At 38.4% G+C, this 25,310-nt stretch carries 23 protein-coding genes; 12 read left to right on the top strand and 11 right to left on the bottom strand.

Features of this window, described 5'->3' with window-relative positions:
• Positions 1-2: 2 nt before the first annotated feature.
• Together HME7025_RS08975 and HME7025_RS08970 are read left to right on the top strand one after the other, a co-directional pair.
• The gene (locus HME7025_RS08975; protein WP_109323310.1) at positions 3-1,307 is read left to right on the top strand and encodes a GntP family permease; all 1,305 of its coding nucleotides are present in this window, start codon (positions 3-5) and stop codon (positions 1,305-1,307) included.
• Positions 1,308-1,395: 88 nt separating this feature from the next.
• Positions 1,396-2,085: a hypothetical protein gene (locus HME7025_RS08970; protein ID WP_109323309.1), complete on the top strand. Its 690-nt coding sequence runs from the start codon at positions 1,396-1,398 to the stop codon at positions 2,083-2,085.
• Here the strand turns inward: HME7025_RS08970 and HME7025_RS08965 are convergent.
• The 5 genes from HME7025_RS08965 to rsmA are packed head-to-tail and all read right to left on the bottom strand — an operon-like array spanning position 2,082 to position 6,073.
• Entirely contained in the window at positions 2,082-3,026 is a 945-nt protein-coding gene (locus HME7025_RS08965; protein WP_109323308.1) for an NAD(P)-dependent oxidoreductase, read from the bottom strand. The genes HME7025_RS08970 and HME7025_RS08965 overlap by 4 nt on opposite strands.
• On the bottom strand, positions 3,023-3,352 hold the full coding sequence (locus tag HME7025_RS08960; RefSeq protein ID WP_109323307.1) for a nucleotide pyrophosphohydrolase: 330 nt from the start codon (positions 3,350-3,352) through the stop codon (positions 3,023-3,025). The genes HME7025_RS08965 and HME7025_RS08960 overlap by 4 nt, the downstream gene beginning before the upstream one ends.
• Positions 3,349-3,804: a D-aminoacyl-tRNA deacylase gene (dtd, locus tag HME7025_RS08955; protein ID WP_109323306.1), complete on the bottom strand. Its 456-nt coding sequence runs from the start codon at positions 3,802-3,804 to the stop codon at positions 3,349-3,351. Before dtd ends, HME7025_RS08960 begins: the two co-directional genes overlap by 4 nt.
• Position 3,805: 1 nt before the next feature.
• Positions 3,806-5,182, bottom strand: coding sequence for a magnesium transporter (gene mgtE / locus HME7025_RS08950; RefSeq protein ID WP_109323305.1), 1,377 nt, complete (start codon positions 5,180-5,182; stop codon positions 3,806-3,808).
• 60 nt (positions 5,183-5,242) lie between these two features.
• The gene (gene rsmA / locus HME7025_RS08945; RefSeq protein ID WP_109323304.1) at positions 5,243-6,073 is read right to left on the bottom strand and encodes a 16S rRNA (adenine(1518)-N(6)/adenine(1519)-N(6))-dimethyltransferase RsmA; all 831 of its coding nucleotides are present in this window, start codon (positions 6,071-6,073) and stop codon (positions 5,243-5,245) included.
• A 26-nt stretch (positions 6,074-6,099) separates the two neighbouring features.
• Here rsmA and HME7025_RS08940 point away from each other — a divergent pair, with 26 nt between their 5' ends.
• From HME7025_RS08940 to HME7025_RS08925, 4 genes are all read left to right on the top strand, one after another.
• Positions 6,100-9,399: a PAS domain S-box protein gene (locus HME7025_RS08940; protein WP_226998200.1), complete on the top strand. Its 3,300-nt coding sequence runs from the start codon at positions 6,100-6,102 to the stop codon at positions 9,397-9,399.
• Between the two features lie 116 nt (positions 9,400-9,515).
• Complete coding sequence (clpB, locus tag HME7025_RS08935) at positions 9,516-12,119, top strand: ATP-dependent chaperone ClpB (RefSeq protein WP_109325076.1); 2,604 nt, start codon at positions 9,516-9,518, stop codon at positions 12,117-12,119.
• A gap of 55 nt (positions 12,120-12,174) precedes the next feature.
• Positions 12,175-12,588 (top strand): type II toxin-antitoxin system Phd/YefM family antitoxin, encoded by a 414-nt coding sequence (locus HME7025_RS13510; protein ID WP_226998199.1) that lies wholly within the window; start codon positions 12,175-12,177, stop codon positions 12,586-12,588.
• Positions 12,585-12,845 (top strand): Txe/YoeB family addiction module toxin, encoded by a 261-nt coding sequence (locus HME7025_RS08925; RefSeq protein ID WP_109323303.1) that lies wholly within the window; start codon positions 12,585-12,587, stop codon positions 12,843-12,845. The genes HME7025_RS13510 and HME7025_RS08925 overlap by 4 nt, the downstream gene beginning before the upstream one ends.
• A 94-nt stretch (positions 12,846-12,939) precedes the next feature.
• Here HME7025_RS08925 and HME7025_RS08920 read toward each other — a convergent pair whose 3' ends face one another.
• From HME7025_RS08920 to HME7025_RS08910, 3 genes are read right to left on the bottom strand one after another with little or no spacing between them, the layout of a single operon-like run.
• Complete coding sequence (locus tag HME7025_RS08920) at positions 12,940-14,430, bottom strand: aldehyde dehydrogenase (NADP(+)) (protein WP_109323302.1); 1,491 nt, start codon at positions 14,428-14,430, stop codon at positions 12,940-12,942.
• A complete protein-coding gene (locus tag HME7025_RS08915) occupies positions 14,430-15,269 on the bottom strand; it encodes a fumarylacetoacetate hydrolase family protein (RefSeq protein ID WP_109323301.1) in 840 nt (279 codons plus the stop codon). Before HME7025_RS08915 ends, HME7025_RS08920 begins: the two co-directional genes overlap by 1 nt.
• Before the next feature lie 18 nt (positions 15,270-15,287).
• A complete protein-coding gene (locus HME7025_RS08910; protein ID WP_109323300.1) occupies positions 15,288-15,878 on the bottom strand; it encodes an IMPACT family protein in 591 nt (196 codons plus the stop codon).
• A gap of 26 nt (positions 15,879-15,904) precedes the next feature.
• Between HME7025_RS08910 and HME7025_RS08905 the strand changes: the two genes are divergently transcribed.
• The 6 genes from HME7025_RS08905 (at position 15,905) to HME7025_RS08880 (ending at position 22,152) form a co-directional block, all read left to right on the top strand.
• On the top strand, positions 15,905-17,461 hold the full coding sequence (locus HME7025_RS08905; protein ID WP_109323299.1) for an NFACT RNA binding domain-containing protein: 1,557 nt from the start codon (positions 15,905-15,907) through the stop codon (positions 17,459-17,461).
• Positions 17,462-17,558: 97 nt separating this feature from the next.
• Positions 17,559-19,232 (top strand): sodium/sugar symporter, encoded by a 1,674-nt coding sequence (locus HME7025_RS08900; RefSeq protein ID WP_109323298.1) that lies wholly within the window; start codon positions 17,559-17,561, stop codon positions 19,230-19,232.
• 9 nt (positions 19,233-19,241) lie between these two features.
• Positions 19,242-19,901: a hypothetical protein gene (locus HME7025_RS08895; protein ID WP_109323297.1), complete on the top strand. Its 660-nt coding sequence runs from the start codon at positions 19,242-19,244 to the stop codon at positions 19,899-19,901.
• Complete coding sequence (miaA, locus tag HME7025_RS08890) at positions 19,898-20,806, top strand: tRNA (adenosine(37)-N6)-dimethylallyltransferase MiaA (protein WP_109323296.1); 909 nt, start codon at positions 19,898-19,900, stop codon at positions 20,804-20,806. Before HME7025_RS08895 ends, miaA begins: the two co-directional genes overlap by 4 nt.
• 96 nt (positions 20,807-20,902) lie before the next feature.
• Positions 20,903-21,328: a transposase gene (locus HME7025_RS08885; RefSeq protein WP_109322220.1), complete on the top strand. Its 426-nt coding sequence runs from the start codon at positions 20,903-20,905 to the stop codon at positions 21,326-21,328.
• Between the two features lie 23 nt (positions 21,329-21,351).
• Positions 21,352-22,152, top strand: coding sequence for a DDE-type integrase/transposase/recombinase (locus tag HME7025_RS08880; protein ID WP_109322221.1), 801 nt, complete (start codon positions 21,352-21,354; stop codon positions 22,150-22,152).
• Positions 22,153-23,694: 1,542 nt separating this feature from the next.
• Here the strand turns inward: HME7025_RS08880 and map are convergent.
• Genes map through HME7025_RS08865 form a run of 3 tightly spaced genes read right to left on the bottom strand, consistent with a single transcriptional unit; the run spans position 23,695 to position 25,165 of the window.
• Entirely contained in the window at positions 23,695-24,459 is a 765-nt protein-coding gene (gene map, locus HME7025_RS08875) for a type I methionyl aminopeptidase (RefSeq protein WP_109323295.1), read from the bottom strand.
• A gap of 44 nt (positions 24,460-24,503) precedes the next feature.
• On the bottom strand, positions 24,504-24,815 hold the full coding sequence (locus tag HME7025_RS08870; RefSeq protein ID WP_109323294.1) for a helix-turn-helix domain-containing protein: 312 nt from the start codon (positions 24,813-24,815) through the stop codon (positions 24,504-24,506).
• Positions 24,812-25,165 (bottom strand): type II toxin-antitoxin system RelE/ParE family toxin, encoded by a 354-nt coding sequence (locus tag HME7025_RS08865; RefSeq protein WP_109323293.1) that lies wholly within the window; start codon positions 25,163-25,165, stop codon positions 24,812-24,814. The genes HME7025_RS08870 and HME7025_RS08865 overlap by 4 nt, the downstream gene beginning before the upstream one ends.
• Between the last annotated feature and the right edge of the window lie 145 nt (positions 25,166-25,310).

The following is a 25,310-nucleotide window of genomic DNA, read 5'->3' as shown; positions in this document are numbered from 1 at the left end:
CTATGCTATTTCTGATTACATTAGGTGCCATCGTGTCTTTGGTTTTAGCTATGACTTGGCTAAAATTACCCCCTTTTGTCGCATTTGTAGGTATCAGTATTCTTGCTGGCTTAGCCTTTCAATTGAGCCCAGAACTTATTTTTAAAGCCATCCAAGATGGGATGGGTAGTACTTTAGGGTCAATAGCAGGTATCTTAGCTTTTGGTTCAATATTGGGGAAATGGGTCGGAATCAGTGGGGCTGCCCAAAAAATGACCGAGGTATTATTGAGTATTTCTGGGACTCGATTCGCAAGAATAGCCTTTATGATGGCTGGTTTTCTGGTTGGACTTCCGCTCTTTTATTCAGTAGCATTCATGTTATTGGCTCCACTTGTCATTACTGCCTCAGTCAAATTGAAACAACCTGCTACCTTTTTGGCCTTGCCCATGTTAGCCTCATTGACTGTCACACAAGGTTATTTGCCTCCTCATCCTGCACCTTTAGCTATCATGCAAGAGTTTGGAGCAGATTTGTCTAAAACCATGATCTACGGCATTACCATTGCTATTCCAGCTATCTTGATTTCAGGCTTGTGGTTTGGATTGACTACTAAAAATATCACGACACCTGCCAATCAGGCATTTGTATTTGTGCATGATGAGCATCAGCCTTCGGAGCGGAGTTTATCCACCATTCCCAGTTTCTTGATTGTTTTATTTCCGATCATTTTATTAGCGTTGGGTTCATTTGGAACAGGTTATTTTCCAAAAATGGCCAGCTATTTATCCAATCCTATTTTTTCCTTGTTTCTATCTGTATTGTTGGCAGGAATTCTTTTGAAAAGGATTGGATTTACGTCAGATGAATTATTAAGTTCCTCCATGATATCCATTAAAGATATTGCTGGAATATTGTTGATTTTTGGTGGGGCAGGGGCATTGAAGCAGGTATTGGTGGTAGCAGGAGTGAGTCAGGCTGTGGCAGATAGTTTAGGTGCTTCTACCTGGAACGTTTATGTTTTAGGCTGGACTATGGCGGCAATCATTCGAGTTTGTGTAGGTTCTTCTACGGTTGCAGGCATAACAGCCGCTGGTTTCATGAAAGTGATTTTAGTGAATTCCATGGCAGACCCTAACTTGATGGTATTGGCATTAGGTGCAGGAAGTATGATGTTCTCCCATGTAAATGATACTGGATTCTGGCTATTTCGGGAATATTTTTCTTTGAATTTTAGAGATACAATACGGTCATGGACCCTAATGGACACTTTAGTCTCTATTACGGGTCTTATTGGAGTATTGGTTTTAGATCAAATTCTTTTTTAGGGGTTCAATCGGATTTCCCTCTGACTGACATAAGTCATTGTTTCAACGAGTAGATTTGTCTAAATTAGTTTGATCATTTCTTATTTGTATGAAAAATTTCTGGTATTTTTTTGTTCTTCTAGCTGTCCTATCTTGTCAATCTTCTACTTCTGAAAATCAAGAAACGCTAGTGCCTAATTTGATATTGAATGATGTGCTAGCCTGTAAAGATTTAGCAGGACTTCAAGCTCAGTATGGTTCCGAATCTTTAGTTGCGGATACGAGTTGGATTCTAAACGAAGATACCTTGAAGGGTTCTATATTGTATCCTAATACGAATAAGCAAGTCTATATCATGTACCATCAAGGGCAGATATTGGATGTTTCTGTAGTAGGGAAACAGTCTTTGTGGAAAACTAATTCGGGCTTATACTTAGGCTTAAAAGTACTTGATGTAGAGAAATTAAATCAAAAGAATTTTACCATTTCTGGATTTAATTGGGTCAATGGCGGCATGGTGGTAAGTTGGGAAGGCGGAAAATTAGGTGGAGATAATTTGACTCACGTTGTTCAATTTAGCAATGCAGGAAATCAACATGAAGGGCTTTCCGATATGGAATACAGCCAAATTTCAGGAGAAGCCGAATTTGATATTCGCCATCCATTGATACAAAAACTAAATCCAAGTTTGGATCAATTAGCCATAGTGAAACCTTATGTTCCTTCTAAGTCAGAAGGTAAATCCATGGGAAGTCATATCACTAAAACTCAAGTTCCTCAAGTCAAGAAAAAACCTTAATTAACCTGATTGATAGCTTTTCCTGCTAAAAATCCGACTAAGGTAGTTGTGAGGCTTTGAATGATTCGTGTTCTAGCCTCAAGACTTAGCCAAGCATTGTGTGGTGTGATATATGCATTAGGAATACCAATTAATGGATGATGGCTAGCTGGTGGTTCTTGGTCTAAAACATCCAATAAAGCCGCAGCAATCTGTTTTTCTTGTAAGGCTTGTGCTAATGCTTTAGAATCTACCAGTCCACCCCGAGAACTATTGATTAAAACAGCATGCTTTGGCATCCAAGATAGAAATTCAGCATTAATGAGTTGATCAGTTTGTGGGTTTAAAGGGCAATGTAGGCTAATAACATCACAGGTTTGAGCTAATTCTTTTTTGGATAGAAATGTTCTACTAGCTAATTGTAAATCTCTTGTATGGTGGTAATAAATCTTCATTCCCAAGCTTTCTGCCATGCCAGCAAAACATTGTCCAATGTTCCCCATGCCTATAATCCCTAGTTTTTTATCAGCCAGTTCTGTTAAGGGGCTCAAGGAATAAGACCAATCATTTTTACTCCATTCTCCTGCTTGTACAGATTGATTATGTTGTTCTACTCGATTGCTCCAAGCCAATAATAGGGCTAAGGTATGCTGAGCTACGGAATAGGTACCATATGCAGGTACATTGGATACTTGAATTCCTCTGGCTTTACATGCTTGGATATCGACGGAGTTATAACCAGTAGCTGCGACTAACACTAATTTTAGTTGTGTGAAATGGGCTAAGGCTTTTTCATTGACCAAGCATTTATTGGTTACTAATATCGTGGCATGAGGATCTCTTGAAGTAATTTCTGCTTCAGTTGTTTTTTCATAGAAATCGACCTCTCCCAAATTACTGAAAGAAGTTCTTGAAATATCTTGTTGAAATAGGGCTAAGCCATCTAGAATAACGATTTTCATGCTTTTAATTTCGGATTATTGTGGTGACGATCTTGGTCTCTAATCGTTTTTTTAGCTAAATTTTGTTCCAAAGCTTTTTCTAAATTGATCCCTGTTTGATTGGCCAAACATATTAAAACAAACAATACATCGGCCATTTCATCACCAAGGTCTTTTTGTTTATCGGATTCTTTTTCTGATTGCTCTCCATACCTTCTGGCAATAATGCGGGCAACTTCCCCCACTTCTTCCGTCAGCATGGCCATGTTTGTCAATTCATTGAAATAACGAACTCCCACGGTTTTGATCCATTGGTCTACTTGTTCTTGTGCTTCTTGTATCGTCATGAGTTGGGTTGTTGAGAATCAATAATGATGGTGACTGGGCCGTCATTGACAAGACTAACTTGCATATCGGCACCAAATTGGCCGGTTTGTATAGGAAAGCCTAATTTATTTTCCATTAATTCAATGAGTTGTTCGTACAAAGGAATGGCTTGCTCTGGTCTTGCGGCTTCGATGAAACTAGGACGATTCCCTTTTTTAGTTTGAGCTATTAAGGTGAATTGACTGACCAAAATAATTCGACCATCTACAGCTTTAATGTCTAGGTTCATCTTGCCTTCGGCATCTGAGAAAATACGTAGCGAACTAATTTTATTGGCTAAGTATTGACAATCTGCCTCGGTATCAGATTGATGTATACCAAGTAAAATCAAAAAACCTTGTTGAATTTGAGCATTGATTTGACCATCAATTTCAACCTTAGCTTCCGAAACACGTTGAATGACAGCCAGCATGTTAGAGTAATAAATAGACGATGAGGAAATAAACCCCATAACCTAGAATGTCATTGGTGGTGGTGATGAATGGACCACTGGCTACTGCCGGATTGATGTTTAATTGGTTCAGCACCAAGGGGGTAAGTGTCCCCATGAGAGAAGCTAACATAACCACAGCAAATAAGGAAATGGAGACAGTGACAGAAAGCATAATGGCACCGTGGTCTACCAACATGGAACAACCAAAGGCAAATGCCGCAGCAATTAAGGCATTGATCAAGGCAACTAATAAAACTTTTTGAAGTCGTTTCCAGAGTGTCGTATCCAAACCGCTTTTATCCGCCAAACTTTGAACAATAAGAGAGGAAGATTGAATTCCTACATTTCCTCCAGTGGAACCAATTAATGGAATGAATGCCGAAATAGCAGGCATCAGGGAAATGGAGCTATCGAATCGATCAATAATTTTAGCAGCCAAAAAACTTCCTACCATACCACCAATTAACCAAGGTAGACGAGAACGCACTAATAGCCAGATGGAGTCATCTTCTTCAACATCTTCCGAAATACCGGCCATGACCTGAATGTCTTCCTGTGCGGATTCTGTAATAAAATCGACCACGTCATCAATGGTAATTCTACCGAGTAAACGGCCTTGGATATTGACTACGGGAATAGCTTCAAGGTCGTATTTTTGCATTAAATCAGCCACTTCTTCTCCCGATATATACGTTTGAACCGAAACAATTCCATCGGCATCAAACACATCTTGGATTTTGGAACCTCTTTTAGCGAGAATGATTTTTTTTAAGGAAACAGTTCCCATCAATAAACCATCATCATCTACGACATATACGGCATATACTTTTTCAACGTCTTCGGCTTGCCGACGAATCTCTTCCACACATTCCGTTACCGTTTGTTTGACGTTGATTTTGATTAATTCCTTTTGCATTAAACCGCCTGCACAATCTTCATCATAATGCATTAAGTCAATGATGAAACGAGCTTGTTCACGATCTTTTAGTAGAGCTATAACTTCTTCGCGAACTCGAACTGGTTGTTCATTGAGGATATCCACCGCATCATCGGAATCGATGACATTGATGTAGCCTGCAATTTCTTTGGAATTGAAATTTTTCAGAAACTTTTTACGGTCATCTGAGTCCAAGGTCGAAATGATTTCAGCAGCTAATTTGGTATCGAGTAATTGAACGATGTATTTGGCTTCTTCTCCGCTTAATTCATCCAAAATGCTGGTAATGTCAGCTGCAAATAAATCTTCAATTTTAGCCAGAATAGCCTCATTGGATTGCTCAGCGATGAGTAATTTGATTTCCTCTAAAAACTCTTTGGTGAGTTCAAACGGAAGGTGTTGTGGGTTGACTACTTCCATGGATTTCGCTGAGGGTTGAAAATTTCGTATCTAAATTAAGAAATATTTGCTGGATTTCGACTATGCGCCAACATAACCATTGGCTTTCCACAATTCGGTCAGTTCCGTAAATTCAGCAACACCTAATTGCTCGGCACGTTTGGTTAATAAAGGATGATCTGGCAACTGCATAGCTCTTAGCGCATTTCGTAATGTTTTACGCCGTTGGTTAAAAGCCATTTTTACTACTTGCTTGAATTTCTGAGGATCACAATCTAATTTTTTGTCCCAATTTCTTACCACGCGAATGACTCCAGAATTAACTTTTGGAGGTGGAGTAAAAACTTCAGGCCCTAAGGTAAACAAGTATTCTACGTCGAAATAGGCTTGAAGTAATACGCTTAATATGCCATAATCCTTATTGCCTGGTTTGGCGGCCAGTCGCTCGGCTACTTCTTTTTGTAACATACCTACCACTTCCACACATTGATCTTTATACTCTAGGATTCTAAAAAATATTTGGGTTGAGATGAAATAGGGGAAATTACCTACAATGGCAAATTTTTCCTCACCAAATATGTTTTCAAGTGGGTATCTCAAAAAGTCCCCATCGATTAAGCGAGGGCCCGTAAATTCTAAATAATTCTTTCTTAAATATGCCACAGACTCTTGGTCAATCTCAATGAGGTAAGTTTCGTAGTCTTTCTTTTTGACCAAATATTGAGTTAGAACACCCATACCTGGGCCAATCTCCAATACTTTTTGGTAAGCACCTTGCGGATTCAGTGCATTGACGATGCGCTGGGCAGCGTCTAAATCATTTAAAAAATGTTGTCCTAAACTCTTTTTTGCTCTTACTTGCACGTGCTGATGGGGCTTTAAGGAAGTAAAATTACGCCCTTTTTTGTACATTGTAAGCAAAATAGTCGAATAAAGCCATGGCAGGTTGGGCACAGAAATCCAAGGAAGAATTAATTCAGGAAATAAGACAACTGAAAAACCAGTTAGATGTACTCGAAATGACGGAGTCGACCTTTACAGGGACCTCAGCCAAAGAGAATCTGATTCGGACATTAGAAAGTTTAAAGCTTTTTGGAATCATCATGGCACTGGATGGAACGATCACTCATGCCAATGTGTACACGCATAAACTATTGGGTTATGAACCAAATGAGTTAAATGGAAAAGACTTTTTTACCACCTTATTGCCTATTGAAGAAAGACAAGGTCGTCGGTCAGCATTTAACCAAGCTGTTGCCAATGGAGGATTATTTGAGGAGAGAGAAAGGACCTATGTAACCAAATCAGGAGAAATTAAATGGGTGGAAGTCAATTCCACCATCGTTAGTGAATTGGATGAACAGACCTATTTAAGTATCATAGGTGAAGATATCAGTGAACGAAAAAAAGTCAGTGAAGCTTTAACCCGATCCAATGCCCAGTTGCAGGATTTGATAAATAATACTACCGACTTAATTCAAATTACTGGTATCACTGGGCGTTTTCTCTTTGTTAATCGAGCCTGGTTAGAAACCATGGGTTATACCGAGGATGAGGCGCGAGATTTGAAGCTACAGGATGTTTTGCATCCAGAATTTGCTTCTAATACCTTGAATCAGTTGGATCTGCTCAGTAAGGGAAAGGAGATTCCGGAATTTACGGCTGTATTTAGAAGAAAGGACGGTCGACGATTATATGTCAGTGGATCTGCTACTTGTCGGTTTGAAAAAGGAGTTCCCACCGCTTTTCGATGTATTTTACATAACTCCACGGCTAAAGTCCGTGCTGAGCGAGCCAGTAAATTGTACTCGTCCATTGCTCAGGTTACTATTAACTCATCCAATTTGGATGATTTATATACCAATATCCATAAGCAATTGGGTGAGGTAATTGATGTGAAGAATTTCTTTATTGCTCAATATGACCCAGCGAAAAGCTTTTTGTATTTTCCTTATTACGTGGATGAATACTTTAATTCTAGGGTTCATTTTACCAAAAGGAAATTAGGTAATGGATTGACTGAATATGCCATCATGGCTAATAAGCCTTTGATTTTGCATGATGATGATATTCATCAATTAGCCAATGAGAAGAAAATATACTTGTATGGGGTTGTTCCTAAGGTGATGCTTTGCGTACCTCTGAGGATTGGAGATCGGGTAACAGGTATTATTGGAGTTAAGTCTTATGAACGTTCCAATAAATACGAAAATCGAGATTTGGAGTTGTTAGACTTTATTTCAGGTCAAGTGGCCTTGGCCATTGCTAGAAAACAAGCAGAAGAGGCTTTGGCCCGTGAAACAGCCCGATTGAATGCTATTTTTGAAGGTAGTTCTCACTTGATGTGGTCAGTAAATAAACGTTTGTTTTTGACCAGTTTTAATCATGAATATTCGGATTTATTGGTTGAACAGATCAGCATTAGTCCTCAGATTAATATCAGTGCCGAAAAAATGGGTTTTCAGTTGTTAGCTCCGCCAGAGCGTAGAAGAATGGAGGATGGTTATAAAATGGCATTTAGAGGACAGAAGCAGCACTTTGAATTAGAACTTTTGACCAAAACGAGGGAGGAAAAATGGCTTGAAATATATTTGAATCCTATCTTTCTAGAACATGGAGCAATTGAAGAAGTATCAGGAATTGCTCGTGATATTACGGATTTGAAGAAGTACCAACATGCCTTGGTGGAAGCCCGTGAACAAGCAGAACGGTCTTTAAAAGTGAAGGAACAATTCTTGGCCAATATGAGTCATGAGATTCGTACACCAATGAATGGAGTAATAGGCATGGTGGATTTATTGAGCGATACGCCTTTAAATGAAGATCAAGTAGATTACGTTCAAACCATTAAGAAATCCTCGGAAACATTACTTCATATCTTGAATGATATTTTGGATTTAGCCAAAATAGAAGCAGGGAAGATGGTGTTACATCCAAGTGACATCGTTTTAGATGATGTACTAGATCGATTGATGGCCTTATTCTCTCAAGTGGCTTGTCAGAAAGGAAATACCTTGGAATATCATTTATCCAAAGATTTGCCTGAAGTGGTGGTGGCAGATGAGACTCGCTTATTGCAAATTCTTTCCAATTTGACTTCCAATGCTTTGAAATTTACGGAACATGGAAAAGTGAGTATTGATGTTTCAGGCGAAAATATCACCCATGAGTCCTTGGATTTAGTGGTGAAAGTACAAGATACGGGCATAGGTATCAGTCCTGAAAATTTGAAAATATTGTTTAGTGCCTTTCAACAATTGGATAATTCAACTTCCAAAGTATATGGTGGTACTGGCTTGGGACTAGCTATTTCCCGTGAATTCTGTAAGATGATGCAAGGGGATATTGGAGTAGAATCCACTTTAGGAAAGGGAAGTACTTTCTGGTTTAAAGTGCATTTGGAGGTAGGTAAGCAGGAATTGGTTCAAAGAAATAAGGAAGCTGATAAATTTGTCATTCAAGGGAAATTAGAAGATATACAGCCCCATATTTTGTTGGTAGATGATAATTCGACCAATAGAAAGGTGGCTTCACAGATTTTAGCTAAAGCTGGTTGTATTGTCCAAACAGCCTCTAGTGGTAAGGACGCGATTAATTTGTTAAGTAAAACGCATGAGTTTGATTTAATCCTCATGGACATTCAAATGCCTGAAATGGATGGTATGCAGACAACCCAGCATTTGAAACAATTAGGCTTGGCTAGCTTGCCACCGATAGTCGCCATGACTGCGTATGCTATGAAAGAAGACCGTGAGCGTTTTTTAGCAGTGGGGATGGATGATTATTTAGCAAAACCTATTCGAGCTCAACAATTGATTCAGATGGTCAATCATTGGGTGATTAAAGGGGTAAAGCCCCATGTGAAACAAGAAGCATTTAGTGAGGAGCATTCCGTAAATCCCATTGATCAAGAAGCGTTGGATTCTTTATTGGAAGCTACAGGTGGGGATGAGGGATTTGTTAAAAGTATGTTGTGTGATTTTATTCATGAAGCCAAGCAGCAAATACTGGATGCAGAAAGTTTTTATCAGAAGAATGACTGTAAGGGAGTGCAATCTGAGTTACATACTTTAAAAGGGAATTCAGGGACCTTGGGTGCTGCGGAAGTGTATACAATTTGTAAAAAAGTTGAAGCGAAAGCCAAAGTTTGTGATTTCAAGGAATTTGAATTAGAAATAGAATTATTAAAACAGGCTTTGCACCGCTTTGAAGAGGCGGTTCAAGTACAATATGCCTGATTTTCGGACAAAATGGCTTATTTGGCAATTTATATAAAAGACAAATAGGTCATTATTTCCGATTTTTCTCTGTGGATAAAGATTTGAAAGGAAGAGGTCAAATTGAAAATAAACAGATGAATCCTAAAAATTACACTTCCCAAGCGAGTATTGTGATTCAAAATTCAGTGGAATTGGCGGCTAATGCAGGCCAGCAAGCCATTGAGACGGGTCACTTGTTGGCCGCTATTTTGCAAGATGATACCCAAACGGTTTCATTTTTGCTCAAAAAGTTGGGAGTTTCATCCCAGCAAATTCAAGAAAAGTTAAGTAAAATTATTAGCTCTTACCCCAAGGTTTCAGGTGAACCCTTTTTGAGTAATGGATTGCAACAATCCCTTCAAAAGGCTGAAAAATGGAAGGAAACCATGGGAGATTCGTATGTCAGCGTGGAAGTTTTGTTTATTTCTTTGCTGGATGGGAGTGACGTCGTAGCGGATGCTTTGAAATCCTTAGGCCTCAGTACCACTTCGTTAAAAAATGCCATTGTAGAACTTAGAGGAAATAGAAAAGTGAACGATCCACATGCAGAGGGTACTTACCAATCCTTAGAAAAATACGGTAAGAATTTGAATGATTTGGCCAAGGCTGGAAAAATCGATCCAGTGATTGGTCGTGATGAGGAAATTCGACGTGTCTTGCAGATTTTATCACGTAGGACAAAGAACAACCCCATTTTATTAGGTGAGCCAGGTGTAGGTAAAACCGCCATTGTAGAAGGTTTGGCACAAAGAATTGTGTCGGGTGATGTACCAGAAAACTTGAAATCTAAGATTATTATGTCCTTGGATATGGGTTTGTTGGTGGCAGGAGCTAAATACAAAGGGGAGTTTGAAGAGCGATTAAAAGCGGTCATTAAGGAAGTTACTGATTCCAATGGCGAGATTGTTTTGTTCATTGATGAGATACATACCTTGATTGGTGCGGGTGGAGGAGGAGAAGGCGCGATGGATGCGGCTAATTTGTTAAAGCCAGCTTTGGCTCGTGGAGAATTGCATGCCATTGGTGCCACTACGTTGAAAGAATACCAAAAGTATATCGAAAAAGATAAGGCTTTAGAGCGTCGTTTCCAGGCGGTTATGGTCGAGGAGCCTGATGTTGCTGATGCGATTTCCATATTACGTGGTATTAAAGATAAATATGAATTGCATCATGGGGTGAGAATTCAGGACGATGCCGTGATTGCTGCTGTTGAATTATCCAATCGTTATATTTCAGATCGTTTTTTACCAGATAAGGCTATTGACTTAATTGATGAGGCTGCTGCAAAAATGCGTTTGGAGATTGATTCTGTGCCAGAAGAAATAGATGATATCCAACGCAAAATCATGCAATTGGAGATTGAGCGAGAAGCGATTCGCCGAGAAAATAATAAGGAAAAAGAAGTGATATTATCACGTGATTTAGCTGATTTATCAGAAAAGCGAGATGCTTTAAAGGCGCGTTGGCAATCGGAAAAATCGGTTCTAGACACGATTCGTTCCGAGAAAGAGAAAATAGATAAGTTGAAGTTGGAGGCTGAGCAAGCAGAGCGCCAGGGTGATTATGGTAAAGTAGCGGAGATTCGTTATGGTCGATTAGTGGAGTCAGAGCAAAAATTAAAAGATTTGCAATCGACATCTGCTGGAGAAAATACCATGCTGCAAGAAGAGGTAACAGCAGAGAATGTAGCGGAAGTGGTAGCTAAGTGGACTGGGATTCCAGTGAGCAAAATGTTGCAAACTGAGATTGATAAATTGTTGCATTTAGAGGATGAATTGCACAAGCGTGTAGCAGGGCAAGATCAAGCCATCGAGTTAGTTTCTGATGCAGTTCGTCGTTCTAGAGCAGGTTTGCAAGACCCTCGTCGCCCAATAGGATCCTTTATATTCTTAGGTACCACTGGTGTGGGTAAAACGGAATTGGCGAAGTCGCTGGCCTCATATTTATTCAATGACGAGAATGCGATTGTTCGTATTGATATGTCAGAATACCAAGAACGTCATGCGGTAAGTCGTTTGATTGGAGCGCCTCCAGGATATGTAGGCTATGATGAAGGAGGACAATTGACGGAGGCAGTACGTAGAAAACCCTATTCGGTGGTGTTGTTGGATGAGATTGAAAAGGCCCATCCGGATGTTTGGAATATCTTATTGCAAGTTTTGGATGAAGGCCGTTTGACGGATAATAAAGGAAGAACAGCCAATTTCAAAAATACCATTATCATTATGACTTCCAATATCGGTAGTCATTTGATTCAAGAAAAAATGGGGCAAATGGAGGGTTGGAATAATCAAATGATCATGGATGAGACTAAGGAAGAGGTGATGACTTTGTTGAAGCAAGTAGTTCGCCCTGAGTTTTTGAATCGTGTCGATGAAGTGGTATTGTTTGAGCCATTATCTGAAGAACATGCTCGTAAGATTTTGGGTATTCAGTTCAAAGAAATCCAGCGTCGATTAGCGGATCAACAAATCACCTTAGAAGCCACGGATGAGGCATTATCCAAATTGGCTAAAGATGGATATGATCCTAATTATGGAGGAAGACCAATGAAAAGAGTACTTCAAAGGGCTGTCTTGAATGAATTATCGAAAGAGATTCTTTCGGGTAAAGTAAAAAAGGATTCGGCCGTTTTGATGGATTTAGATTCGGAAGGGAATGTGGTATTTGAAAATGTACCGAATCCAGAAGTAGTTTAATTGGGGAATTTTTAGAAAAGCCTGAGGATAATTTCTCAGGCTTTTTTTTGTAACGTTGTCAAGGTTTGGAACCTTGCCAACGTTGGGAAAATGGGATTTATTGTATCTGTTTTTTGATCAAAATGATACATTATTGAATAATAAAAAAGAAATCAGTTTATTGATTAAATATGTACGTAATATTGTACTTATATTTGTACAAAATATATGGTATATGTTGACAACTTCTATCTCCGATTTCAGGAAAGATATCAAACGGTACTTTGACCAAGTAACTGGTAATTTTGAAACGTTGATTATTAACCGAGGCAAAGATAATGGTGTGGTAATTATGTCATTAAAAGAATACAATTCACTTTGTGCTACTCAGCATGAGTTGTCATCTAAAGAAAATGTAAAAAGGCTAGATGCTGCCATTGAAAAATTGAGGTCAGGGGACGTTCAAAGTAAAAGTCTAATGGAAGAATGAAATACATCTTTGTTGATGAATCTTGGGAGGATTATGTGTATTGGCAACAGACTGATAAGAAGAAATTAAAGCGCATCAATGATTTATTGAAAGATATTTCTCGAAATCCATTTGATGGTATTGGTAAACCAGAGCCTTTAAAATTTAAATATGCAGGATTTTGGTCCAGAAGAATCGACGAAGAACATCGTTTGATATATCAATTTCGGGATGGAGAAATCCTAATTGCTAAATGTCGATTTCATTATGACGAATAGAAAAGCCTGAGGATAATTTCTCAGGCTTTTTTTTGTAACGTTGTCAAGGTTTGGAACCTTGCCAACGTTGGGAAAATGAGGTTTATTGTATCAACTAATTGATTAACTCAGCTGGAAAATTTTGGTAGCAAATAGGACGCGTAAAACGATAAATGGCTTGCGTACCTACTGATGTTCCTCTGGAATCACTGGTGGCAGGGAATGGACCTCCATGAACCATGGCTGGCGAAACTTCCACACCCGTTGGGAATCCATTTAGTAAAATTCTACCTACACGTAAACTCAAAGCTTCGATTAGTTCTGGAAATGCCTTAATCTCATCGATTGTTCCATGAATAGTCCCCGTTAATTGACCTGGTAAAGATTCAATAAAGGCAATCAATTCAGCTTGGTTTTCCACCACAACAGCCAGGGTACTTGGTCCAAATACCTCTTCTAAAATCTCTTGATCTTTCATGGCAGCTTGAGCCGAAGTAACGAACAAGCTTGGTGAAGGAATTGCCTGAGTTGTATATCGTTTTACATCCGGATGTTGGTCTAATTTTTCGCATCCTTTGGTAAATGCTTGCGCAATTCCTTGCGTTAAAAATGCATTCAATGACATCGTGTCTAATTGTGCTGCTAAATCCTGTAGAAATGCTGCATCGGATTTTTGAATAACAATTAAGCCTGGATTAGTACAGAATTGTCCTTGTCCTAAACAAACCGATTGACTGAAATTAGCTGCTAGGCCAGCCCCATTGGTGGCCAGTCCTTCCGAAAGTAGAACCACCGGATTAATACTTCCCATCTCAGCATACACAGGGATTGGGTTTGGACGTCTTACCGCTAAATCATACAATGCTTTACCTCCTCGGTATGATCCTGTAAATGCTACCGCTTGAATGTCGGGATGCTGCACTAAATAACCTCCTAATTCATGGGAAGTAGTATGCACCAAGGAAAAAATACCTTCTGGCATTTGAGTTCTTTGAGCCGCTTTTTGAATAGCTCTACCTACCATTTCACAGGTGTTCGGATGGGCTGGGTGAGCTTTGAAAACGACTGGGCAGCCAGCAGCTAAAGCCGACATGGTATCTCCGCCAGCTACTGAAAAGGCTAAAGGGAAGTTGCTAGCACCAAATACTGCCACTGGCCCCAAAGGAATCTGTTTTTGGAATAAGCTAGGTTTAGGTAAAGGTTGACGGTCCGGCAAAGCGGGATCATCAATCGGATTAACCCAAGCTTTGTTTTTGATGAAATTAGCAAAAGCCAAGACCTGTCCTGTGGTACGTCCGCGCTCACCTTGAATACGAGCAGTTGGCAGCCCTGCTTCTAAACAGGCCATTTCAATTAAAGGGTCACCAATGGCCATGATTTCTTCCGCTATCGCCTCTAAAAACAAGACTCTTTTTTCATCGGATATCTTTCTTAAACTAGCAAAAGCTGTTTTAGCTTTAGCAATAGCCAAGTCTATTTCTGCAGCAGTTGCTTCATAAAATGGGGTAGATATGGCAATGCCTGAATCGGCTTGCATACCTTGAAATGTACTCGTACCTAATTTGGAAAATGTATTTCCTATGATTTGTTCACCAGTAAGGTTCATTATGCTACAATTTGAATTAAAGTTCCAATGGGTTCAATTTGAATTTCGATGCGATCGCCTGATTGCAAAGTAAAAGGATGATCAGGTACCACACAGGTTCCTGTCATCAAGAAAGTTCCTTTTGAAAAGGTCATTTCACGAGTAAGGTATTCAACCAATTCCGCATGAGTTCTCTTCATTTGAGATATTTGCGTATCTCCTTGAAAAACCTCGTTGCCATCACGGAAAATACGCATATCAATCACCGTTTCAGGTGCTAATGGTTTGTCTGTTACCAATAAACAAGGTCCTATGCCCGCAGCACCATCGTATACTTTGGCTTGAGGTAAATACAAAGGGTTTTCTCCTTCAATATCTCTTGAGCTCATGTCATTCCCAATGGTATAACCTGCTAATTGACCTTGAGCATTAACGAAAAGTGTTAATTCCGGTTCAGGAACGTTCCAAGTGGAATCTTTACGAATTCTTACTTGGCCACCTTGTCCAACAGCTCTATGACTATTTCCTTTATAAAAAATTTCAGGTCTAGGCGCTGAATATACTTTGTCATAAAATGTATCTCCTCCTGACTCCTTAGATTCTTCCATTCGTGCCACTTTGCTTCGTAAATACGTAACACCTGCCGCCCAAATTTCTTGTTGGTCTACTGGGTGCAACAAATGGATATCGCCAAAATTTACTTCTGTACCATGGGCAAAGGCCTTAGCACAAGCTTCAAATAAATTTTCTTGATTGATGAAATCATCCCAAGAAGTGGCTTGGTGAAAAATGGATTTATCCGATTGACTGGATTGAATGACATGTCCGTGAGGAGTACGGTACAGCTTAAAATAGTTCATTTGAAATAGGTTTATGTATTAATGTCGGCTAATCTTTTCCAATGCTTTCAATACTTCAGAAGCATTTCTTTGTGTAAAGGAAAGATTGAAAGTACAAAGATTGTCAATTTTTTGATTTAGTATTCGAATTGGTAATTTTTTGCAGATTTTCATGACCTCATTCAGTTCAGAATAGGGGAATTCGATTTCTTCTTCTACCAATGGTTCATATTCAAATATTTCAGCATGAGCTAAGGCATCTAGACTGGCTTCTTTGTAGGCATGAATTAAACCAGGAACTCCTAATAATGTGCCTCCAAAATATCGAATCACTGCTATGAATACATAATGCAGTTGATGAGATAAAATGGTATTCAAAATGGGTTTACCCGCACTTCCTGAGGGTTCACCATTGTCATTGGAGCGGGCTTCCTCTTGACTGAACCCCAATCGATATGCATAACAAATATGTCGGGCCTTGGGATGTAATAAGGCTAATTCTTGTAGTATACTTTTAATTTCTTCCAGATCTTTCACAGGATAGGCCATGCCGATGAATTTACTTCCTTTATCTTTGTATAGACCTTCTGAAGGAGAAGCAATGGTTAAATATGAATCTTGCTTAGACATGAAGAGGATTAAATTCTCCGCAATTTATGCACAATAATTATTATTTCTTGCGAGTTCTTGCGTCTAACTTACGTCAAAAACTGATGTATGCACGTCTGAAGCAATGTTTTTCCCAAGAAAAGGATGAATTAGTACTAGGTTTTGAACGCCAAAATGGGGAAGAATTTTGGATGAAATGCTGTTTGGGACCTCAGTTTTCTTGTTTGCAATTTCCGGACAACTTTCATCGTGCTGGAAGAAATTCTGTCGATTTATTTTCAGATGTTCTTTTGGCTGAGGTTCAAGAAGTGGAAATGTATGAAAATGAACGTGCTTTTAGTCTTCATTTTTTAGGGGATTTTGTGCTGCTTTTCAAAATGTATGGCAATAGAGCCAATATTATTTTGTTTCGAGATGGAGAGTTTCAAAGCCTCTTTCAATCTAGATTGAAGAAGGATGCTGAAATTTCATTAGCAAATATCCACCGCCCCTTAAATCAAAGTTGGGAGGCATTCCAAGCAAACGATGGAAATTATTCAGCCTTGTTTCCCACTTTTGGAAAAGAGATTAAATCCCATCTGTTGAGTTTAGGATATGAAAATGCTTTGTTGAAACCTCGCTGGGAAATACTTCAAACATTAAAAGCCGATTTAGAAAACCCAACCTTATTTGTGTATCACCGAGAGGATGGGGTGTTTCTTAGTTTATTGAAATCAGAAGCAGAAGTGTTGTATGTTGGGCATGACCCTTTGGAAGCATTAAATGCATTATATAAGTACCATTATTCCATTGGGGAGTTTCTCAAAGAAAAGACCCAGTTACTTGCATTTTTTCAAAGAGCTCAAGAGAAAACTCGATTATACTTACAGGACTTGTTGAATCAAGGTAGTAAAAGGGGAGCTAGCGTTCCTTATGAAGAGATAGCCAATATCATCATGGCACATTTGCATTTGATTCCTGCTAATGTTAATGCTGTAGAGCTGCCTGATTTTTATCGCGATAACACCATTAAAGTTAAGCTGAATGCTAGTTTGAGTGCTTCTCAAAATGCGGAGAATTATTACCGTAAATCGAAAAATTATGCCAAAGAATTGGCCCATTGGCAAGAGCAAGTGGATCGTAAAAGGGAAGAAATCAAGCTTTGGGAGGAGCGTTGGGAGCAAGTAAATCAAGCCACCAATAGAAAGCAGTTGAAAGCATTTATACCGCTATTAACGAAAGATACTTCTCAAAAAGCCGTAGAAGAAATACCATTTAAGGTATTTGATGTACAAGGTTGGACAGTTTGGGTAGGTCGAAATGCCAAAAACAATGATTTATTGACCATGAAGTATACCAAACGGCACGATGTTTGGTTGCATGCTCGAGATGTGGCTGGTTCACATGTGGTGATTCGAAATCCCCAACAAAAAGTAGTACCCAAACAGGTTATCGAGGAGGCGGCTGGCCTAGCGGCTCATTTTTCTAAGAGGCAACATGAGAGTTTATGTCCAGTGATCATCAGTTCTAAAAAGTACATTAGAAAGACGAAAGATTTATTAGCCGGTCAAGTGATTGTAGACCGTGAAGAGGTGATCTTAGTACCACCAGCAAGAATAGATTAAATCACATTTTGTCTAACTATTCTGCAATATTTTTTTATTTTCCTTCGGATTCCTCTAAATTAGTAAACTTTTGACCCATTCACTTTTATAAAAAACTATGCAATCTCAAGGTTTACAGTTACTCGATTACCTCGTGTTCCTCTTTTATTTTATTGTTGTTTCCGGATATGGTTACTGGATTTACAAGCAAAGACAATCAAAAATTTCTAATTCCAACGACTTCTTTTTAGCAGAAGGATCATTGACTTGGTGGGCTATTGGAGCGTCATTAATAGCCTCTAATATCTCTGCAGAGCAGTTTATTGGTACATCTGGTGATGGTTTTAGATTAGGTTTAGCCATTGCTACTTATGAGTGGATGGCAGCTGCAACCTTATTAATTGTGGCGATATTCTTCATGCCTATTTATTTGAAGAACAAGATTTTTACCATGCCTCAATTCTTGACTCAACGCTACAGTCCAACAGTCAGTTTGATCATGGCGGTGTTCTGGTTGATGTTGTACATTACCGTTAACTTAACATCTATTTTGTATTTAGGGGCTTTGGCAGTTACGACCATCTCAGGTGTCGATTTTACCGTATGTATGATAGGTATGTCGGTATTTGCTATTTTCATTACTCTTGGAGGTATGAAAGTAATTGGTTACACCGACGTTATTCAAGTTGTATTTTTAGTTTTAGGAGGTTTAGCGACTTCTTATTTAGCCTTGAATATGGTAACTGACCGTTTCGGTGGTTCAGGAGTAGTGGATGGTGTGAATCACTTATTAACGAAGGCGCCAGAGCATTTTCATATGATTTTACAAAAGGGAAATCCTAATTACCCAAGTTTGCCTGGTTTAGCCGTGTTAATTGGAGGTATGTGGATCATCAATTTGAACTATTGGGGATGTAATCAATACATTACTCAACGCGCTTTGGGAGCAGATTTAAAAACTGCAAGAAACGGTATTTTATTTGCTGCATTCTTAAAGTTGATGATGCCAATCATTGTAGTATTACCAGGTATTGCAGCTTATTTGTTGTATAAAGATGGTATGTTCCAAACAGAAATGTTGAAGGATGGCGTACTGAATAAAGATAATGCCTATCCTGTATTGTTGAATTTATTGCCTACTGGCTTGAAAGGACTTTCTTTTGCTGCATTAACCGCAGCAGTAGTAGCTTCAATGGCAGGTAAGGCCAATTCTATATCAACCATTTTTACACTTGATATTTACAAGAAATACATCAACCCGAATGCTTCTGAAAAGAAATTAGTGAACGTGGGTCGTTTCGCTGTAGTTGGAGCGATGGTTACTTCCGTGATTGTAGCACCTATGATGGGAATTGATAAAAAAGGAGGATTTGAGTTCATCCAAGAGTACACCGGTTATGTATCACCAGGTATTTTTGCCTTGTTTACCTTAGGTTTCTTTTGGAAAAGAGCTACTTCTAAAGCTGCATTAGTAGCCTTATTAGGAGGGGTAACCTTTTCAATTATGACCAAATACATTCCTTCTTGGACAGGTGTAACGGAATGTTTCTTTTATTCTTCATTCCCTGATGAAACAGGTCGTATGATGATTCCGTTCATGGATCGTATGGCTTGGGTATTTATTTTCTGTGTGACATGTATGGTGATTATTTCATTGGCTGATCCAGAAAGTAAAAACAATCCTAAGGGATTAGAAATTGATGCTAGTATGTTCAAATTATCACCTTCGTTTATCGTAGGTTCAGTGGTGATTTGTACTATTTTGACTTTCTTGTACACCTATTTCTGGTAATCTCGAAACATGAAAGAAGTCTTTTTTACTCTTTTGTGTTTACATATTGCTGGGGGAGGCCTAGGTCTATTGGTAGGAACGTTGATTCTCTTTTTACGAAAAGGGGATAGGAACCACCGAAAACTGGGCCTCCTTTTTTATTGGGGCATGTGCCTTGCTGGAGCCACTTCCTTGGTCATGGCTGTCCTTCATCCCAATTACTTTTTGTTCATTGTCGGGATTTTTACTTTGTACATGAACCTGAGTGCTAAGCGTTACCTTCGTTTTAAGAAGAATGAACAGGAAGCGCAAGTAATTGACTACGTGATTTCGGCATTCATGTTGGTCTTTGGAGTTGTTTTTATTGCTTTTGGAATCTACCTGCTGGTTCAAGCTAAGAATTTCGGTATTGTGTTTTTGGTCTTTGGAAGTATCGGACTTCGATTTGTAAGGCAAGATTATCTATTCAAAAAGTCGGGCTATAGCATAAAACTAGCTTGGCTTTCTCAGCATATTCAACGCATGATGGGGACTTATATAGCCTCATTAACTGCATTTTTAGTGGTCAATAGTTCCATTTTCCCTCAATTTATTCCTTCCTTTGTTTTTTGGTTATTGCCTGGCATCATCGTAGGTCCATTGATTGGACGCTTTGTCAAGAAATATACCCAAAAAGTGAAGCATTCATGAAGGAAAAATTACCCATTTTATTGGTGATTGCGGGTCCAACGGCGGTGGGTAAGACGGCATTATGTGTTGAGCTTGCTCAAAAGTTACGTACTGAGATCATTTCGGCAGATTCCCGACAGTTTTATCGTGAGTTGGCTATTGGTACTGCCAAACCCACTAAGGAGGAGCAAGGGGGTGTCAAACATCATTTCATTGATTCTCATTCCATTCAAGAATATTTCTCACCGGGTGATTTTGAAAGAGAGGCCTTAATCTTGTTGGAGCGACTGTTCCAAAAGCATGAAGTGGTCATTTTAACAGGTGGTTCTGGTTTATACATCAAAGCATTATTGGAAGGTTTGGATGAAATGCCCGAAGTGGATTTGGTGCTTCGTGAGCAATTGATGCAACAATTGGAGAAAGAAGGAATAGCGCCATTGTGGGAGCAATTGCAGCACTTAGATCCAATGTATGCTGCTCAAGTAGATCAACAGAATCCCCAACGCATTGTCCGAGCCTTGGAAGTTTGTTTATCTACCGGCAAGCCTTATTCGGATTTCCGAAAAAAGCAGTCGGCCGACCGACCCTTTCAAGCTATCAAAATCTGCTTGGATAGACCCAGAGAAGAATTGTATGCCCGCATTGATCAACGTATGGACCAGATGTTAGCTCAAGGGCTTGTTGACGAAGCGATTCAATATCAAGAATTCCAACATCTGTATGCGCTGAAAACCTTAGGTTATAAAGAGGTTTATGGACATTTGAGGGGAGAATATGATGAAACTGAAATGGTTCGCTTATTGAAGCGAAATAGTCGGCATTATGCCAAAAAACAATTGACTTGGTTTAGACATCAAGGGGAGTTTCAATTTTTACATCCCGATGAGGTGAAAGGGGAGGTTTTGAGGGTGGTCAATGAAGAATGAAGAATGAAGAATGAAGAATGTAGAATGAGCCATTGTCAATGCCTGAAATAGGTTGACCGTTTAAAAGTAAAATTTTAAACTTAAAATCTATTAATTATGGCCAACAAAAAGTTGTATCTTCAAAGTGTGTCACAAAGACGTCTTCGTCATTTTAGTGACAGTTTTAAAATGGAGAAAGTTCGAGAAATAGAACAAGGTCGAACTCGAGTTTCAGAAATTTGTAAGCAATATGAAGTATCTGGGACCAATGTGTACAAATGGATTTCTAAATTCGGTACAATGAAAACCAATAAGACCCGAGTTATAGTAGAGACACAGAGTGATACACAAGAGTTGTTATTACTCAAGAAAAAAGTGGCTGAACTAGAGCGTATCGTAGGTCAGAAGCAAATCTTGCTTGACTTTAAGGATAAAATGATTGATCTAGCCGAACAGGCATATGGGGTTGATATTAAAAAAAAATTCGATTCCAAACCCTGCGATACTACTGGCTCACCCGAGAAAAACATCACTTCAGCTTAAATGAATTGTATCGAAGTCTTGGAATGAGTAAGCAAGCTGTACATCAACAGTTAAATCGACAAATCAAGCAGGAAAAAGTTCAACATCATTTATTAAAGGTCGTCGATGAAATTCGAGTAAAACACCCCACTATGGCTATTCGCTACTTGTACTATATGATAAAACCCGATCATCAGCAGATGATGGGAAGGGATTTATTTGAGGTATTTTGTAAGCAACAACATTTAACTAGGCCTAGAATACACTCCTTTATCAAGACGACAGATAGTCAAGGAGTAGTTCGGTTTGAGAATTTATTGATACATCAAAAACCGAGTCGAATAGACCAATATTGGCAGAGCGACATTAGTTATTATCAAGTCAATGGAATCTATTATTACCTTACTTTTATCATAGATGCCTATACACGTCATATAGTGGGTCATCACACCTCTAAAAGACTATTGACTACTCACACGACCATTCCAGCCTTACAAATGGCCATCAAGCTTAGAAAACAGAGGCGATTTGATGATTTAATACTTCATTCCGATGGAGGAGGTCAATATTATGCCAGAGAATTTTTAAGCGTGACTCAAAAATATGGGATCAAGAATAGCATGTGCAAATATCCCTGGGAAAATGGGAAAGCAGAACGCATCAATGGTATTATTAAAAACAATTATTTAAGGCATCGTAAAATCAATAACTTCGAAATGCTAGTCAAGGAAGTTGACCGCGCAGTATCACTTTATAATCTAGAAAAGCCGCATATTGAGTTAAATAAAATGTCTCCTATTGCATTTGAAAAAAAACTACTAAATTTAAATCAAGCTATAAGCTAAATACCTAAAATAATTGAATATGAATCAAGTATAAGTGACACAAAACGGTCAACGTCATTCAGGCATTCACACATCATCATTTATAATTTATAATTCATCATTTATAATTTCCTTCCGTTTCGCTCATGCTTCGTTTCCATCTTTCGTTGGATTAACCGTTCAATGTAGAATGTAGAATGAAGAATTTATATGATTGACAATACCGTCGGTCAGCACGAGCGAAATGTGATGAACGAAGCGGTAGACGAGGTTTTGACCTCAGCATAGGCGATGCGTGTTGGCGTCAAAAATATAGGCGATAGCGGAGTGAATCACGGTTCCGCAAAGCGGAATTCGCCTTTGCTGAACGACATAAAAGAAGTTTTTTTGTTTCTTTTTTTGTCCAAAAAAAGAAAATCCCTAGTATTTGCTGAAACATAGTGTTCTTGTTAAAGCAACAAGAAAGAGTCCTAAAAAATAGCTTTTCCGAAGATTTAATTCATATGGTATTTCTTTTTTTTTATAAAAAAAGAAACAAAAAAAACAGAGGAAATAGGGTTAATCCTAAGACGAATTCCGCTACGCGGAACCGATGTTCACTCCGCATACGGCTTTAATCTTTGACGCCATCGCACATAGCCTATGCGCAAGGTCAAATATCCGCCTTCCGCTTCGCTCATGCTACGTTTCCATCTTTCGTAAGATTAACCGTTCAATGTAGAATGAATAATGTAGATTGTAGAATGAGCCATCATCATTTATAATTTATAATTCATCATTTATAATTTCCTTCCGCTTCGCTCATGCTTCGTTTCCATCTTTCGTTGGATTAACCCTTTTAAATATGGATTAATTGTTAGGGATTATAATATAAACCGAATCCATTTATAATTTACAATTCAACATTTACAATTTCCTTTCCGCCTTCCGCTTCGCTCATGCTTTGTTTCCATCTTTCGTAGGATTAATCGTTCAATGGAGAATAAAGAAAGTAGAATTTTAGCTAGGAAATCAAGTCGGTCAGCACGAGCGAAATGTGATGAACGAAGCGGTAGACGAGGTTTTGACCACTGCATAGGCGATGCGGGTCGGCGTCAAAAATATAGGCGATAGCGGAGTGAATCACGGTTCCGCAAAGCGGAATTCGCCTTTGCTGAACGACATAAAAGAAGTTTTTTTGTTTCTTTTTTTGTCCAAAAAAAGAAAATCCCTAGTATTTGCTGAACCATAGTGTTCTTGTTAAAACAACAAGAAAGAGTCCTAAAAAATAGCTTTACCGAAGATTTAATTCATATGGTATTTCTTTTTTTTATAAAAAAAGAAACAAAAAAACAGAGGAAATGCGGTTAATCCTAAGACGAATTCTGCTACGCAGAACCGATGTTCACTCCGCTTATGGCTTTAATCTTTCATAGGGATTTACCTTTAAATGTAGAATGAAGAATGTAGAATTGAGACCGATTCCATTTATAATTTATAATTCATCATTTACAATTCCCTTCCCGATTGTCTCTCCGCTTACGGCTTTAATCTACCTAATGTATTGTCTTGATTAGGCTATTACTAATTCCAAACGCCATTCATTTCTGTTAGAATGATGGGTTTTCCATCTGTGACAACGATCGTGTGCTCATGTTGTGCCATATACCCCCCTTTGTTTCCAACCATTGTCCAGCCGTCATTTTGCTCTACTGTATAGGTAGAAGAAGTTGAAATGAATGTTTCGATAGCTACAACAGAGTTCTTTTTAAATCGTCTTTGGTCAAATTTATTTTTATAATTCAGTAATTCATCTGGTTGCTCATGTAGACTTCTGCCGATACCATGTCCACCAAGATTTTTAATTACCTTATAGCCTCTTTTTTTAGCTTCTGTTTCCATCAGAAAACCTACATCAGCAATTTTTACTCCACCTTTAATATGATGGATTGCTTTTTGCAATATTTCTTTAGATGCATTCACTAAATTTTGATGTTGATGAATATCTTCTCCAATTACAAATGAGTTTCCATTATCAGACCAATAACCATCAAGCTCAGCAGAAACGTCTATATTGATTAAATCGCCTTCTTTTAGAATTCTGTTTTTGGAAGGAATACCATGGCAGAATTCATGGTTTACGCTAATGCAAGTCCAACCTGGGAACTTGTACGTCATAAACGGTGCAGAATTTGCCCCAAGTTCCTTTAAAATACTCGCCCCAAAGTCATCAAGCTCTTTGGTTGTCATACCCGGCTTGGCGTAATTTTTCATTTCTTTTAGGGTGTAAGCAACAACGTCACTTACTTTTTTCATTCCAATTAATTCAGATTCTGTTGTTATGGACATACTCGTATATTTCTGTTGTTGTTTGACATGAGGCAAAGGTACGTTTACTCAATCGTAAAAGTGATTTTCCGTCCTAGACCCACTTCCAAAAGTTTGTACAAAGTGGAAAGTTGAATGTCACTATGTCCATTTTCAATTCTGGATATAAAACTTTTTTTCGTCCCCGTTTTTTCTGCAAGTTGTTCTTGGGTCATGGAACACAAGCGTCGTTCTTCTTTGATTACTTCACCAATGGCAAAAGCTTTGGCTTTAATATCGAAATCTATTCTTTTAACAGACCCAGTTTTACCATATCGATTTTCAAGATGTTCATCAAAAGTCGTGATGCTCTTATTATGCTCCTGTGTAGTTTTCATCTTTTTCTTGATTTAATTTCTTCAACATATTCGGCTTTGATTTTTAAAGCTCTTTCAATTTCTGCTGGTGGTGTTTTTTGAGATTTTTTTTGGAAACCATTGAATAGTATAACCACTTTTCCTTCGTCAAAACAACAAAATATTCTAAAAATATTACTTTGGAATTCTACACGGATTTCATAAAGTCCGTCTGTTCCTTCTATGTGGTCAAAAAACTTCTTGGGTACTCTTTCAGCGACTGTAATGACATATAAAACGTAATCGATTTTTTCTTTTACTTTTTCTGTTTGGTCATTAAAAAAGTCATAGAAATAATCTTTGTAAAAGATGATTTGTCTTACTGTTTCCATTAAAAATTTAGAACAATAGCAAAGTTAACTAATAATGGAACAAATTTGCAAGCACCAGTAGTGTCTTGTTTTATCCTTACTCTGAATTTTATTTAGAATGCAAATCCCATTTATCTATTTTAGATATGGACTAGAGAACTTAGAA

Origin of the sequence: Aquirufa nivalisilvae (assembly GCF_003143535.1) — a bacterium.
GTDB lineage: Bacteria > Bacteroidota > Bacteroidia > Cytophagales > Spirosomataceae > Aquirufa > Aquirufa nivalisilvae.
The sequence above is the reverse complement of the archived record's forward strand: the minus strand, read 5'-3'. Positions and strand labels throughout refer to the sequence as shown.

Coding starts and splice junctions, on each gene's coding strand:
- HME7025_RS08975 (WP_109323310.1), top strand. CDS start 3: ATGCTATTTCTGATTACATTAGGTGCCATCGTGTCTTTGGTTTTAGCT.
- HME7025_RS08970 (WP_109323309.1), top strand. CDS start 1,396: ATGAAAAATTTCTGGTATTTTTTTGTTCTTCTAGCTGTCCTATCTTGT.
- HME7025_RS08965 (WP_109323308.1), bottom strand. CDS start 3,026: ATGAAAATCGTTATTCTAGATGGCTTAGCCCTATTTCAACAAGATATT.
- HME7025_RS08960 (WP_109323307.1), bottom strand. CDS start 3,352: ATGACGATACAAGAAGCACAAGAACAAGTAGACCAATGGATCAAAACC.
- dtd (WP_109323306.1), bottom strand. CDS start 3,804: ATGCTGGCTGTCATTCAACGTGTTTCGGAAGCTAAGGTTGAAATTGAT.
- mgtE (WP_109323305.1), bottom strand. CDS start 5,182: ATGGAAGTAGTCAACCCACAACACCTTCCGTTTGAACTCACCAAAGAG.
- rsmA (WP_109323304.1), bottom strand. CDS start 6,073: ATGTACAAAAAAGGGCGTAATTTTACTTCCTTAAAGCCCCATCAGCAC.
- HME7025_RS08940 (WP_226998200.1), top strand. CDS start 6,100: ATGGCAGGTTGGGCACAGAAATCCAAGGAAGAATTAATTCAGGAAATA.
- clpB (WP_109325076.1), top strand. CDS start 9,516: ATGAATCCTAAAAATTACACTTCCCAAGCGAGTATTGTGATTCAAAAT.
- HME7025_RS08925 (WP_109323303.1), top strand. CDS start 12,585: ATGAAATACATCTTTGTTGATGAATCTTGGGAGGATTATGTGTATTGG.
- HME7025_RS08920 (WP_109323302.1), bottom strand. CDS start 14,430: ATGAACCTTACTGGTGAACAAATCATAGGAAATACATTTTCCAAATTA.
- HME7025_RS08915 (WP_109323301.1), bottom strand. CDS start 15,269: ATGAACTATTTTAAGCTGTACCGTACTCCTCACGGACATGTCATTCAA.
- HME7025_RS08910 (WP_109323300.1), bottom strand. CDS start 15,878: ATGTCTAAGCAAGATTCATATTTAACCATTGCTTCTCCTTCAGAAGGT.
- HME7025_RS08905 (WP_109323299.1), top strand. CDS start 15,905: ATGCACAATAATTATTATTTCTTGCGAGTTCTTGCGTCTAACTTACGT.
- HME7025_RS08900 (WP_109323298.1), top strand. CDS start 17,559: ATGCAATCTCAAGGTTTACAGTTACTCGATTACCTCGTGTTCCTCTTT.
- HME7025_RS08895 (WP_109323297.1), top strand. CDS start 19,242: ATGAAAGAAGTCTTTTTTACTCTTTTGTGTTTACATATTGCTGGGGGA.
- miaA (WP_109323296.1), top strand. CDS start 19,898: ATGAAGGAAAAATTACCCATTTTATTGGTGATTGCGGGTCCAACGGCG.
- HME7025_RS08885 (WP_109322220.1), top strand. CDS start 20,903: ATGGCCAACAAAAAGTTGTATCTTCAAAGTGTGTCACAAAGACGTCTT.
- HME7025_RS08880 (WP_109322221.1), top strand. CDS start 21,352: ATGAGTAAGCAAGCTGTACATCAACAGTTAAATCGACAAATCAAGCAG.
- map (WP_109323295.1), bottom strand. CDS start 24,459: ATGTCCATAACAACAGAATCTGAATTAATTGGAATGAAAAAAGTAAGT.
- HME7025_RS08870 (WP_109323294.1), bottom strand. CDS start 24,815: ATGAAAACTACACAGGAGCATAATAAGAGCATCACGACTTTTGATGAA.
- HME7025_RS08865 (WP_109323293.1), bottom strand. CDS start 25,165: ATGGAAACAGTAAGACAAATCATCTTTTACAAAGATTATTTCTATGAC.